This window comes from Aeromonas sp. s2 (assembly GCF_040907935.1).
Lineage (GTDB): Bacteria > Pseudomonadota > Gammaproteobacteria > Enterobacterales > Aeromonadaceae > Aeromonas > Aeromonas dhakensis.
This window is the reverse complement of record NZ_JBFOCR010000009.1, coordinates 278,420-290,986: the sequence shown is the minus strand read 5'-3', so window position 1 is coordinate 290,986 and position 12,567 is coordinate 278,420. Positions and strand designations below refer to the sequence as shown.

9 protein-coding genes and 2 tRNA genes are annotated in these 12,567 nt (G+C 63.9%); 5 read left to right on the top strand and 6 right to left on the bottom strand.

The genetic code is table 11. From position 1 onward, the window contains the following. Nucleotides 1-6 precede the first annotated feature (6 nt). Nucleotides 7-681, bottom strand: a complete 675-nt coding sequence (locus AB5Y81_RS06285; RefSeq protein WP_017781814.1) for a DUF1499 domain-containing protein — start codon at nucleotides 679-681, stop codon at nucleotides 7-9. Nucleotides 682-732: 51 nt separating this feature from the next. Between AB5Y81_RS06285 and AB5Y81_RS06280 the strand changes: the two genes are divergently transcribed. Beyond that, on the top strand, nucleotides 733-1,293 hold the full coding sequence (locus AB5Y81_RS06280) for a peptide-methionine (S)-S-oxide reductase (protein ID WP_025201924.1): 561 nt from the start codon (nucleotides 733-735) through the stop codon (nucleotides 1,291-1,293). A gap of 14 nt (nucleotides 1,294-1,307) precedes the next feature. On the opposite strand, the gene AB5Y81_RS06275 is transcribed toward AB5Y81_RS06280, so the two are convergent. After that, entirely contained in the window at nucleotides 1,308-1,586 is a 279-nt protein-coding gene (locus AB5Y81_RS06275; RefSeq protein WP_017779266.1) for a peptidylprolyl isomerase, read from the bottom strand. An 81-nt stretch (nucleotides 1,587-1,667) separates the two neighbouring features. Continuing rightward, nucleotides 1,668-2,042 (bottom strand): hypothetical protein, encoded by a 375-nt coding sequence (locus AB5Y81_RS06270; protein ID WP_005299231.1) that lies wholly within the window; start codon nucleotides 2,040-2,042, stop codon nucleotides 1,668-1,670. Nucleotides 2,043-2,610: 568 nt separating this feature from the next. Here AB5Y81_RS06270 and AB5Y81_RS06265 point away from each other — a divergent pair. Together AB5Y81_RS06265 and AB5Y81_RS06260 are read left to right on the top strand one after the other, a co-directional pair. After that, on the top strand, nucleotides 2,611-4,386 hold the full coding sequence (locus AB5Y81_RS06265) for an autotransporter assembly complex family protein (protein ID WP_139430329.1): 1,776 nt from the start codon (nucleotides 2,611-2,613) through the stop codon (nucleotides 4,384-4,386). 79 nt (nucleotides 4,387-4,465) lie between these two features. Next, on the top strand, nucleotides 4,466-8,251 hold the full coding sequence (locus tag AB5Y81_RS06260) for a translocation/assembly module TamB domain-containing protein (RefSeq protein WP_368146603.1): 3,786 nt from the start codon (nucleotides 4,466-4,468) through the stop codon (nucleotides 8,249-8,251). A gap of 128 nt (nucleotides 8,252-8,379) precedes the next feature. Here AB5Y81_RS06260 and AB5Y81_RS06255 read toward each other — a convergent pair. Next, nucleotides 8,380-8,464: transfer RNA gene (locus tag AB5Y81_RS06255), tRNA-Tyr, on the bottom strand. 52 nt (nucleotides 8,465-8,516) lie between these two features. Beyond that, a tRNA-Tyr gene (locus tag AB5Y81_RS06250) sits at nucleotides 8,517-8,601 on the bottom strand. 125 nt (nucleotides 8,602-8,726) lie between these two features. Here AB5Y81_RS06250 and AB5Y81_RS06245 point away from each other — a divergent pair. After that, complete coding sequence (locus AB5Y81_RS06245; RefSeq protein WP_279484581.1) at nucleotides 8,727-9,236, top strand: VC2046/SO_2500 family protein; 510 nt, start codon at nucleotides 8,727-8,729, stop codon at nucleotides 9,234-9,236. A 66-nt stretch (nucleotides 9,237-9,302) separates the two neighbouring features. Here AB5Y81_RS06245 and raiA read toward each other — a convergent pair whose 3' ends face one another. After that, a complete protein-coding gene (raiA, locus tag AB5Y81_RS06240; protein ID WP_005299242.1) occupies nucleotides 9,303-9,641 on the bottom strand; it encodes a ribosome-associated translation inhibitor RaiA in 339 nt (112 codons plus the stop codon). Nucleotides 9,642-10,011: 370 nt separating this feature from the next. On the opposite strand from raiA, the gene AB5Y81_RS06235 reads away from it, so the two are divergent. Then, nucleotides 10,012-12,504, top strand: a complete 2,493-nt coding sequence (locus AB5Y81_RS06235) for a bifunctional diguanylate cyclase/phosphodiesterase (RefSeq protein WP_024942825.1) — start codon at nucleotides 10,012-10,014, stop codon at nucleotides 12,502-12,504. Nucleotides 12,505-12,567 lie beyond the last annotated feature (63 nt).

The window sequence follows — 12,567 nt, the reverse complement described above, 5'->3', positions numbered from 1 at the left end:
ACCTTCTTATTGCTTCAAATTGGGTTTGTAGGCCTGACCCAGCCGCTCGTTGAGGCGGATCAGAAACTCCTCTATACGGGCCCGGTTGGTGCCCAAGTCGCTGCGTCCCTGGCGGGAGGCGGAGCGCATGTCGATGCGGGTTTCGCTGGGTCCGGCAAAGACCCGCAGCGCCACGTCATCCTGAAAACCGAACCAGCCGGTGGTGACCACCGCCTCGAGCCCTTGTGGGCTTGGTCGCACCTGCCAGCCGAGCTGCTCCATCAGGGCGTGGGCCTCGGTGATCACCTCGGCCGGTGGGGCGCTGGTAAAGAGAGGACCGGGTTTCCCCTCAAATGCTTTCAAGGGGGCCGGATTAATGGGCAGATCCTGCGCCGTTCTGAGTTCGGCTGCCCAGCGCAGCTGGGGCGGGTTGCTGGGATCCGTGCTGACGTCGTTGACCAGCGGCGTGCGCAGCGCCTGCACCACAAAGGCCAGGGGCAACAGCAGGGGGACGGCGCCCCAGCCGTTGGCGCAGCGGTTGCGACACCAGGGCAGGCGAACCAGCAAGGCGAGGGAGACGAGCGCCCCGAGCAGGCAGAGGGCGAATCCCAGCCACCAGGGCCAGAGGTGAACACGGCTACCGAGGGCGCCGGCGAGCGGCAGCAACCAGGCCAGCAGTGGCCACCACAAATAACTGGGCATAACGGGGATCCCCTGGTTATGATGAACAAGTGCCCAGAAGGATAAACTTAATTGACTGATAACGTTAGTAAATTTATCTCAATCCTGCTGCTTTTCCCAAGCGTTCCGCTGTGGGCGGACAGCGCCGTGCTGGCGGCGGGGGACATGTGGCGCGCCGAGGCCGTCTACGAGACCCTGCCCGGGGTCAGCCGGGTGGAGCCGGGCTATGTCAGTCAGCGGGTGGCGACGGGGTCGAGCTGGCGGGAAGTGCCACCGCAGCGCCAGGCGGTGCGCATCGATTATGACCCGGTCAAGGTGGGGTATGGGGATCTGCTCAACGTCTTCTGGCTGCTGGTGGATGGGAGTGATGGCGACGGCCAGTATTGCAACCGGGGGCTGGCCTTTGCGCCGGCCCTGCTGCCGAAGGATGACTATCAGTGGCGTTTGGCCCAGGTGAGCCTGACGCGCTGGCAGGCCCTGCACGGGCGGCCGAGCCGGGTTGCACTCTGGCCGCAGAGCCGGTTCACCCCGGCGCTCGAAATGGAGGACTGGGCGGCGCGCCACCCCTGGCGTTTCGGCTTCTATGCCCGCCGCTGCGGCGGCTGGCCGGTGGAGCTGAATCCAGAACCCTGAACCGGGTCCTGAACTCAGTTGCGGTAGAGCACCTTGATGAGGTGAAAGCCGAACTTGGTGCGCACCGGGCCGAGCACGGTCAGCAGCTCGCCCTTGAACACGGCATCGTCAAACGACTTGACCATGTCCCCTTTCGAAAACTCCCCCAGATCGCCGAAGCGCTTGCCGGAAGGGCAGGTAGAGAAGCGCTTGGCCATCTGGCCGAAGTCGGCTCCCTTGGCAATCTTCTCCTTGATCTCCAGACACTCTTTCTCGGTCTTGACCAGGATGTGCTGGGCACAGGCTTTTTTCATCGGGGTGCTCCTCGGTAGCGGGCAAATCGGGGGCGCAAAGAGTACTCCAATTCCTGCCGCGCGTCAGCCGTCATCGGCATATCAGCCGCGGGCGCGGGCTCCGAGCCGGGTTCTGGGCCGCGCCTGCCAGAGGATCTCCAGCCCGAGCAGGGCATGCAGGCTCCAGATGGCCAGCGGATTGAGCCAGTTGCCCCCCAGTTGCAGGGTCGCCAGGGCGCTGCCTGCCAGCAACAGGGTGATGCCCGGCAGGCGCCAGTGGGTCGGCAGCGGTGCCAGCATGGCCATGCCCAGCAGGATGGCGAGCCCGAACGGCAGGTTCAGCGCGGTGAAGGCCAGCGCCTGCTGGCCATTCATGCCGGTCAGCAGGGCCAGCAGGGCGCTGCAACAGGCGAGAAAGGTGATGAATTCGAGTCTATCGGCGATGTAGTCCGCCATCTGTTCGCTGCGTGCGTGCATGCTGTGTCTCCTCTGGTGGGGCAGGGGTCTGATCCAATGGCTCCAGTGTGGGCGAGAAGTGAGCAGGGGGGCAGCGGGATAAATCGATTGGGTTGAACGAGGCTTTGATTGCGTGACGACAACTGTTTGATCCGGCAAGATAAAATCCGCAGTCCCGCGGAGGGGCGAATGAGATGGCCCAGTGTCGGCCAGGGGCCAGGCTGTGCCGCTTGGGGAGAGGGCGTCGCTGCTATCTTGACCCGTTGCCGACAGTTGGTGTCGCGCCCATCGGGAAATCGGGGAGATTGCGCCGTCGGGCCGGAGTGGCCGGCAGGGGCCATCTGGCCAGGCCCTGAGGGTCATGGATTGCCCTTTTGGGCCCATAGTGGCATAAGTCTGCGGGGGAATGGCTGCAAAATGGGCGGCCCGCGCGGGCAAAGGCTTCAATAATATGGCGAAATTCGCGGTCAACCCGCTCTGATGTCGAGCCGGGGATATGCTAGGATGAGGCGCGCTTGCGATCGAGTGAGCCTCATATTCGTTCTGAATATCGCATTATTTTAATCATGTTCTTCGGGGAAATTGACGTTTGACAGGATGCAATCCGCCCCTGCCTGCAGGGATCTCACCGCCCGCACGGGCTTTTCGTCGTGGGCTTCGCGCGCTGGGACTGAGCCTCTGTCTGCTGCTGTTCGTCACGCCCGCCATAGCGGCCAAACTCACCTATCAAATCAAGGGGTTGAAAGGGGAGAACAAGGACAACGTCGAGGCCTACCTCAATGCCCTGCCGGTCTATCAGGAGCGCCAGTACCGTCCGGCCCGCCCCAAGATCACCGAGAGCGTGCAAAAGGCGCTGCAGGTCTATGGCTACTACCAGCCCAAGATCACCCTGAGCCGGGACAAGAAAACCCCCGCTAAGGTGATCATCGAGGTGGATCCCGGCAAGCCGGTCATCATCTCCCGCCTCGACATCCTGCTGGAAGGGGATGCCGGCAGCGACGAGCTCTACAGCGAGCTGTTGGACAAGCTGCCCCTGAAAGAGGGGGATCCCCTCAACCACGGCAAATACGAATCCATCAAAGCGGATCTGGGCAGCCTGGGGCTGGCCCGCGGCTACTTCGACGCCAAGATCAGCAAGAGCCAGGTCAAGGTGTTCCCGGATCAGGGCACCGCCGAGATCTACATCCTGTTTCGCTCCGGCCCGCGCTACCACTTCGGCGAGATCCGCTACGACGCCACGCCGGAGGCGCTGCGTCTCATCCGCCCCCTCATCAACATCAAGAGCGGCGACCCCTATCTGGCGATCCGGCTGGCGGAGATGTCGCAGGATGTCTCCTCCACCAAGCTGTTCAAGCAGGTGGACATCAAGCCCCTCATCAGTCAGGCCGAGCATAACCGGGTGCCGGTGCAGGTGACTCTCTCCAACCGGGTCGATCACGAGATTGAAACGGGTATCGGCTATGCCACCGACGTGGGGCCGCGCATGAGTGCCACCTGGGAGAAGCCCTGGGTCAACCGCTACGGCCACCGGCTCAACGCCACCGCCAAGGTCTCCCAGCCCGAGGCCGAACTCAGCTTCGACTACCAGATCCCGGTGGGCAACCCGCTGCGGGACTACTACTCGCTGCAGGCCGGTTATCAGTACAAGGACAACAACGATACCCGCTCCGATCTGACCACCTTCAGCGTGCACCGCTGGAAGCGGCGGCCGGAGAGCTGGGACCGGGACGTGTTCATCCGCCTGGAAAACGAGGTCTATACCCAGGGTGCCGACGAGGGCAACAGCTTGCTGTTGATCCCCGGCGTCTCCTGGTCACGGCTGCGGGTACGCGGCGGTCTGGTGCCCGACTGGGGCGATCGCCAGCAGCTCACCCTGGAGTTCTCCGACCCCTACTGGGGCTCCGACATCAGCTTCGTGCGGGTGTGGGGGCGCAGCAAGTGGCTGCGCACCCTGGGGGAGGATCACCGCTTCCTGCTGCGGGCCGAACAGGGGGCCATCATAGGGGACAGCTTCTCGCTGGTGCCGCCTTCACTGCGTTTCTTTACCGGTGGTGACCAGACGGTGCGGGGCTACGGCTACGAGACCATCTCGCCGCGCGGCAGCGACGGCAAGTTGCTGGGGGGCCGCTACGTGAGCGTCGCTAGCGCCGAGTACAACTACCGCTTCAGCGACAAGTGGCTGGGGGCCCTGTTCGTCGACAGCGGTACCGCCACGGTCGACTACAGCGAGGCCTGGAAGATAGGCACCGGGGTCGGTGTGCGCTGGGTGACCCCCATCGGCCAGGTCAGGCTCGATCTGGCGGTGGGCATTTCCGAAGATGAGAAGCCGCTGCGGCTCCACTTCGCGCTGGGGCCTGAACTATGATCCGGCCCTGCTCCACCTCTCTTCTCTTATGTTCTTCTGACCGGCCGCTGCGGCTGCATCTTTCGCGGGGGTCTGCGCTGTGATCTGGGTAAAACGCATCTTTCTCTGGCTGATGGGGCTCATCTTCCTGCTGCTCATCGGCGTCAGCCTGCTGGGCTTCACCCATCAGGGCAACAAGTGGCTGTGGCAGCAGGCTAGGGCTGCTCTTCCCTCCCTCAAGGGGGAGCTGGTGGCGGGCCAGCTCGGCTACGGCTGGACCCTGGAAGGGGTCGGCTGGCAGGACGAGCTGGTGGACGTCACGGTGGATCGCGCCGTGCTGGACTGGGATCTGGGCAAGCTGCTGCAGGGCAAGCTCTGGATCAAATCCCTTAACGTTATCCACCCTGTGGTCAAGGTGGCCGACTCGGAGCCGGCCCCGGAAGAGCCGTCGGAACCCTTCGTCTGGCACCCGCTGCCCCTGAAAATCCAGGTCGACAGTCTGACGGTGGCGGATCTCGATGTGACAGTGCCTGGGGTGGGAGTGAGCCTCAAGTCCCTCGACATCGGCGCCACCCTCAGCCGCAAGGGGCTGATCGTGCAGGGGCCGGTGCTGGACGGCCTCAAGGTGACCCTGGCCGAGACGCCCGCGGCCGAGGCTGCCAAACCGGCCGCCACCAAGGCAACCACCCAAGACAAGTCTGCGGCCAAGTCGCCTGTCACCGCCAAGGGGAAGCCGGCGGATGAGAGCAAGGCGCAGCAGGCAACCAAGGCAGCCCCCATCGCGCTGCCCGCCATCCGGCTGCCGTTCCCCATCCAGCTGGAAGGCTTGCAGGTCACGGCGTTTCGCTATCAGCAAGGTGAATTGATCGAAGGGCTCGACAAGCTGCTGCTGTCGGCCAGCGCCGAGGGGAGCGACATCGCGCTGCGCGAGCTCTCCCTGCGCCACGCCATGGCGGATCTGGCGCTCAAGGGCAAGATCCAGCTCAAAGAGGATTACCCACTCGCCCTGACCCTGGATGCCAAGGCCCGCAAGGGGCTGCTGGATGGCGAGCTGCAGGGGCAGCAGGCCAGCCTGACCCTGGGTGGTTCGGTGGGCAAGCTGGCGTTGGCGCTGCAGGCCAAGGGGCCGGTGGCCGCCAACCTCAAGGGCTCACTGGCGCCCCTCGACCCCGACTTGCCCTTTGATGCGGGGCTGGAGTGGAAGAGCCTGGGCTGGCCGCTGCACAAGCCCGCGAAAGATGAGCCCAGCTACCGGCTGGAGAAGGGCACGCTGAGCGCCAAGGGAAAGCTCTCCGGCTACCAGTTTGCCTTGAATACCGCCGGCAAGGGCACGGACGTGCCCCCCTTCAAGCTGGCGCTGACCGGCAAGGGGGACCTGACGCAGCTGAACCAGATAAACCTGCTGCTCAACGCCCTCAAGGGGGAGCTCAAGCTTGACGGCAAGCTCGCCTGGGACAAGGGGGTTCGCTGGCAGGGCACCACGGAGTTCAAGGGGATCAACCCGGCCGAGCTGGTGTCCGAGCTCAAGGGGGCGCTGGCGGGCAAGATTGCCAGCCGCTTCGAGCTCGATGAGGCAGGCCACTGGCAACTGCAACTGCCCGAGCTGAAGGTGGACGGCAAGCTCAACCAGTATCCGCTGGCCATCAAGGGCAGTGCGAGCGGCAACGACAAGATGGAGTGGACCATCCCGGCGCTGGCGCTGCAAAGCGGCCCCAATCAGCTGCAGGTCAAGGGCAGCCTGAGCCAGCAGACATGGAAGCTGGATGCGGATCTCGATGCCCCCAACCTGGCCGGACTCTACCCCGGGCTCAAGGGGGACATCAAGGGGCAGGTGCGGCTGACCGGCAATCAGCAGGCGCCGCGGGTCACCACAGATCTGGCTGCCAGCCGCCTCTATTATGCCGGCACCGATCTGAAGGGGATCTCCATCAAGGGCAATGCCCTGGTCGGCGACAAGCCGGCGGGGGAGGTGGCCCTGACGGTGGCCAGCCTGGTGCAGGGGACGACCAGCCTCAGCCAGCTGGCGCTCAACCTGAGCGGCGATCTCAACCAGCACGCCCTGTCGCTCACCATGAAGGGTGACCCGGTGGCGGCCAACCTCAAGCTGAGCGGCGGCCTGCGCGGGGATAGCTGGCGCGGCGCCCTCGGCGAGCTCAAGTTGAAGACGCCGCTGCGGCGCTGGGAGCTGAGCGCACCTTGGGATCTGGATGTGGATCTGCCGCGGCAGCGACTGACCATGGGGGATCTCTGCCTCGGCTCCCAGGGGGCCAGCCTCTGCGTCAAGGGCAGTCAGGTATCGGCCCAGCAGGGCAGCCTGGAGTTTGCCCTCAACCAGTTCGACCTCAAGCGCCTGCGGCCCTGGCTGCCGGACAACTTCCGCTGGCAGGCGGTGCTCTCCGCCGACGGGCGGGCCAGCTGGCGCGGCAATCAGCCGACCCTGCACGCCACCGTGCGCACCACGCCGGGTACTTTCGTGGCCGACGAGCTCAAGACCGACTATCAGCGACTCGAGCTCGGGGTGGACTTCGAGCGCCAGCAGGCGGCCATCCGGCTCGACTTTGCCTCCGGGCAGATCGGCAACATCGACACCAAGCTCTATATCCGGGAGCCGTCCGGTCGCGGCAATATCTCCGGTCAGCTCAAGTTTGACGACCTCAAGCTGACCACCTTCGCCCCGCTCATCCCAGAGGTGCGCTCCCTGCAGGGGGTCATCTCGGCCGATGCCCGCTTCGACGGCACTCTGGCCTCGCCGCTGCTGTTTGGCCAGCTCAACCTGCTGGATGGGGAAGTACAGACCCACTCCGACATGGTGACCCTCTCCAAGCTGGTGACCCGCCTCAAGATTGAAGGCAACCGGGCCGAGCTGGACGGCACCATGCTGGTGGGCAAGGGCCCGCTGGCGCTGGGGGGCTGGCTGAGCTGGGCACAGTTGCCGGTCACCGGCAGCCTCACCATCGAGGGCAAGGAGCTGGAGGCCCAGTATCCTGGCATGGGCCGGGTGCGAGTCTCCCCGGACATTGCCATCTCGCTGGGAGAGGAGACCCGGATCACCGGCCAGGTGGATATCCCCTGGGCGCGTATCCTGGTCAAGAGCCTGCCCGAGAGCGCGGTGGCGGTGTCGGATGACGTGACCGTGGTCTATGACGATCTGCCACCGGTGCCCAAGGCCGCGCCGCTGCCGATGGAGATCAAGCTGGCCATCCGGCTGGGTGACGACGTTCGGCTGGAGGCGATGGGACTCAAGACCAAGGTGGGGGGCGGCATCAACATTCGCCAGGATCCCTCGCGGCCGCTGGCGGGCAACGGTCAGCTGGTGCTCAACGACGGGCGCTTCAAGGCCTATGGCCAGAACCTCATCATCAAGGATGGCCGCATCCTCTTCTCCGGCCCCCTCGATCAGCCCTACCTCAACATAGAGGCGTATCGGGATCCCGATACCATAGAGGACAAGGTGACGGTCGGGGTGCGGGTGACCGGACCGGCCAGCAAGCCCAAGATCACCGTCTACTCGGAGCCGCAGATGGCCCAGTCCGAGCAGCTCTCCTACTTGCTGCGCGGCAAGGGGCTGCAGACCAGTGGCGAGGATGGCGGTTTCAACGGCCTGCTGGTGGCGGGCGCAGTCAGCCAGGCCAACGGCGTGGTCTCCAGTCTGGGGGAATCCCTCGGCATGAGCGACGTGGCCCTCGACACCGCCGGCAGTGGTGAGAACACCCAGGTGACCCTGTCGGCCTACCTGCTGCCGGGGCTGCAGTTCCAGTACGGGGTGGGGGTGTTCAGCCCCATCGCCGAGTTCAAGCTGCGCTACGAGCTGATGCCAAGGCTCTATCTGCAGGCCATGAGCGGGGTGGCCCAGGCGGTGGATATCTTCTATCGCTTCACCCTGTAACGGGCGGCAAGAGACAAAAACGGGAGGCGCAGGCCTCCCGTTTTTATGGGGGCGTTGAGGGGGCCGACGAATGAGGTAGGACGCTGAAAAGCGAAAACCCGGCGCGAGGCCGGGTTTTCTTGAATAGATGGTGGAGGGAGAAGGATTCGAACCTTCGAAGGCAGAGCCGTCAGATTTACAGTCTGATCCCTTTGGCCGCTCGGGAACCCCTCCACGGGGCATTGCTGATTTTGCATCACAACCTGGGTCGTGACGGCACTTGAAATGGTGGAGGGAGAAGGATTCGAACCTTCGAAGGCAGAGCCGTCAGATTTACAGTCTGATCCCTTTGGCCACTCGGGAACCCCTCCACAAGTGCGAGGCGCATACTAACAGATCTTCTGCGGTTGTGAACCCCTCGGCGGGTTTTTTCCTGCTCAAAGGATCGGATTTGCGGCCGATAAAGGATGAAACCACCGTTTCCAAGAGTTATCCCATGCTACCCAGCGCCGTTCGTGAGCAATGGCTGGTAGACGAAGCCCAGCTCGGGCAACGTCTCAACCAGGATCTCCAGCACGGAGACAGGGCGGACTTTCGTCTGCATCTGGCCCTGCTGACCGATGCGGTGGAAGAGCAGCCCTGGTTTGATCCCAGGCAGCCAGCAAAGGCAGAGAGTCGGGTCTGGCGCAGCCGCTTTGAGCTGCCACCGGCTACACCATTGCAGGGGAGCGAGGATGATGCGGAGGCGATCGGGCTCAACGAACGGCTGCAGCAGGGGGGCTCCATGGTGGATGTGCGGCTCTGGCTGGCGCTGCGCTCGCCACCGCTGCTCGGCACCCCGCCTGCGCTGGAGCCGGCCGTCTATGACAACCTCTCGCCGCTTGGGCGCGAACGCTGGCTAGGCAAGCTGGCGGATCAGCCCAGACGCGAGGATCCGCTGCTGATGCTGCCCGTGCTAGATGCGCTCAAGGAGGGGGTGGATGCCGGCCTGCACTGGCTCAGCTGAGGGGGCCAGGCAGCAAAAAGGCGGGGAGACCCCGCCTTTTGTGTGATGGATGTGTCGTGCCCTGGATCAGGCGTCGGCTTCGTCCGGCAGCGGGACTTCCTTGCCGGCCGCAGCAGAGCGACGGGCGATGGGTTTCTCGGTGTGGCGGTTGATCTGACGCTCCAGTTTTTGCCCCAGTTCGGTGATGGCGGCGTACAAGTCCTCATGTTCTGCCTGGGCAAACAGTTTGCCGTTGGGGATGCCAGCAGTGGCTTCAACGATAAACATCAGACGCTCTTTGGAGACAATCACATGGGGTGTGATAAGAGGCACCTGAAGACGTTCGAGCTTGTCAAAGCGGGATTCAATGCGCTCGCGGATAGCCGGGGTGATCTCGATGATTTTGCTGGTAATTTCGATTTTCATATTGGCCCCCTTCGGGTCGTATTGCTTGTGTCTTCACCTTCAGATTACTCATGGCTGAACATTAAAATGTGATCTGTGTCACTAAATGGCGCCTTGCTGCGAAGGGGAGGGGGAAATTGTGATCTTTTCCCGTTCTGCACCAAAAAGCACTTGAGCTCGACGAAACAGGCAGGCAGTATGGGGAAACTTGGATCGTTTCTGTCCCTTCGTGGCAGCGCCGCATGTCGACCTCATGTCCGGTTTTCACCGCTTAGTCTCGCATCTTTCGCACTTCCCCCCGCACCGCCCTTGCCGACGTGCGCGCTGAGAATGTGGGCGCTATCGAGTCGTCAGGGACTTGAACGTGGTTGTTGTGGTGTTGGAGTAGTACATGAAACAGCAAGCCACTCAGATGATGTGGTTTTATGATCGGCAACATGCCCAGTGGAGCCTGTCCGATCATGCCTCCTACCAGCTCTGGCAAGGGGAGGGGCCTCACCCCTGGTTCGGGCAACTGGCGGCGGATGACGAGGCCGGCTTTGCCGACTTTCTCGCCAGACTCTATCACTCCCAGCAACCGGCCCAGTTCATCGGCCACCTCGGCGACGAGAACGGCGAGGTGCGTCACGTGCTCTGGAGCGGCCAGTACGTACCGGCCCAGCAGATGTGCTGTGGCTGGATTGCGCCGCTCGACACCACCCGCAGCACCCAGCTGCCTGCCGATCTCTCCCAGCAACTGCCACTGCTGCAAGACCCTCTGCTGACCCAGCTGGCCCAGGCGCTCTCCGCCCGGACCGGGCTCGATTTCTTCAATACCCTGGTCAGCCAGCTTGCCCACATTCTGGTGGCTGATGCGGTCTGGCTGGCGGAGCGCACCGGCAGCGAGCGGCTCAAGGTGCTGGCCTGTCACGGTATCGACCTCAAGGAGTACGAGCTGGCGGGCATGCCGTGCCAACAGGTCTACCAGCGCGGCGAGACCTGCATTCTGCCGCTCACCGCCGAGCATCTGCACTGCGCCGGCTTCAAGGCAGGACAGGGCTACTACGGCCTGCCCCTGTGCGATCGCAACGGCCAGCTGCTGGGGCACCTGGCGCTGCTCTTCTCCGACCAGAGCGCGATCCCCAATCTGGGCTCGGTGCTGACCACCTTCTCCATGCGCATGGTGGCGGAGCTGGAGCGGTTGCAGAGCGACGCCCAGCTGCGCCTCTCGGCGGTGGCCTTCGAAACCCACGAAGGGATCATCATCACCGACCCCGACTTCAAGATCCTGCGGGTCAACCACGCCTTCAGCCAGATCACCGGCTTTGACAGCCAGCGGGTGATCGGTTTGCACCTTGGAAACGATCTCTGGTGCGGGCTGGGGGGGCTTGGCTACGAGCTCGGCAGCCTGAGCCGCTGGCAGGGGGAGACCCAGCGCCTGCACGCGGATGGCTATCCCTATCCGCAGTGGGAAATCGTCACCCCGGTGCAGGATGACAGGGGGGCGATCAGCCACTTCGTCATCTGCTTCGAGGATATCTCCGAGCGCAAGGAGGCCGAGCGCCGCATCCAGGATCTCGCTTACTACGACGAGCTGACCGGCCTGCCCAATCGCCGCCAGCTGCACGAGACCCTGGCCCACGCCTTTGGCGAGGCGAGCCGCGACTATCTGATCGGCGCCCTGCTGTTCATCGATCTCGACCACTTCAAGACCATCAACGACTCCCTCGGCCACGCCACCGGCGACTGGCTGCTCAAGGAGGTGGCCAGCCGGCTCAAGCGACTGGTACGCCAGGGGGATTGTCTGGCGCGCCTTGGCGGCGACGAGTTCGTGCTGTTGCTGCCCTCCCTCTCGGCCAGTCCCCCCCAGGCGGAGATGCAGGCCGATCTCATCGCCGAGCGGCTCATCAGCGAGATTGCGGCCCCCTACAACCACGCGGGTCAGGTGCTGCACATCGGCGCCAGTGTCGGCATCACCCTCTTCCCCGGCCGTGAGCAGGGGGTGGACGATCTGCTCAAGCAGGCGGACACCGCCATGTATCAGGCCAAGTCGGCCGGTCGCAAGACCCGGCGCTTCTTCGACGCCTCCATGCAGTTGCAGGCGGATCGCCGGCTGCTCATTCACAACGAGCTGCGCAGCGCCCTCAACCAGCAGGAGCTGACCCTCTACTACCAGCCCCAGCACATGGTGGAGGGGGGCGACATCATCGGCGTCGAGGCGCTGATCCGTTGGCAGCCGCCAGGTCGGGCGCTGGTGTCCCCTGCCGAGTTCATCCCCATCGCCGAGGAGACGGACCTTATCGTCGACATCGGCAACTGGGTACTGTACGAGGCCTGCGCCCAGTACGTGCGCTGGGAGGAGAACGGCATCCACATCCCGCAGCTGTCGGTCAACGTCAGTGCCAAACAGTTTCACGCCGCCGATTTTGTCGACCGGATCCACGACGTGCTGGCCTCCACCGGCATGGATCCCGCCAGCCTGAATCTGGAGATCACCGAATCCGTGGTGCTGGGGCATGCAGAAGACACCATCAGCAAGATGAGCGAGCTCAAGGCGCTCGGCATCAGCTTTGCCATCGACGATTTTGGCGCCGGTTACTCCTCCCTGAGCTACCTCAAGCGGCTGCCGGCGGACGAGCTCAAGATCGACCGCTCCTTCATCCAGGACATACCGCGCGATGGCGACAACATGGCCATCGTCGAGGCGGTGATCGCCATGGCGCGTCACATGGGATTCAACGTGACGGCGGAAGGGGTGGAGTCGCGTCAGCAGCTGGAGTTTCTGCAGGCCCAGGGCTGCCACTTCTACCAGGGCTACCTGGCCTCCAAGCCACTGCCGGTGACCTACCTGGAGCGCTACGTGCGGCGCCTCGCCCGCAGTGAAAGCCTCGCCAGCGGCGAGTAAAAATAGTCTCGCCGGCGAGCTGTAGCCCCCGGGGTTAACGGGTAGAATGAGGGAATATGACAC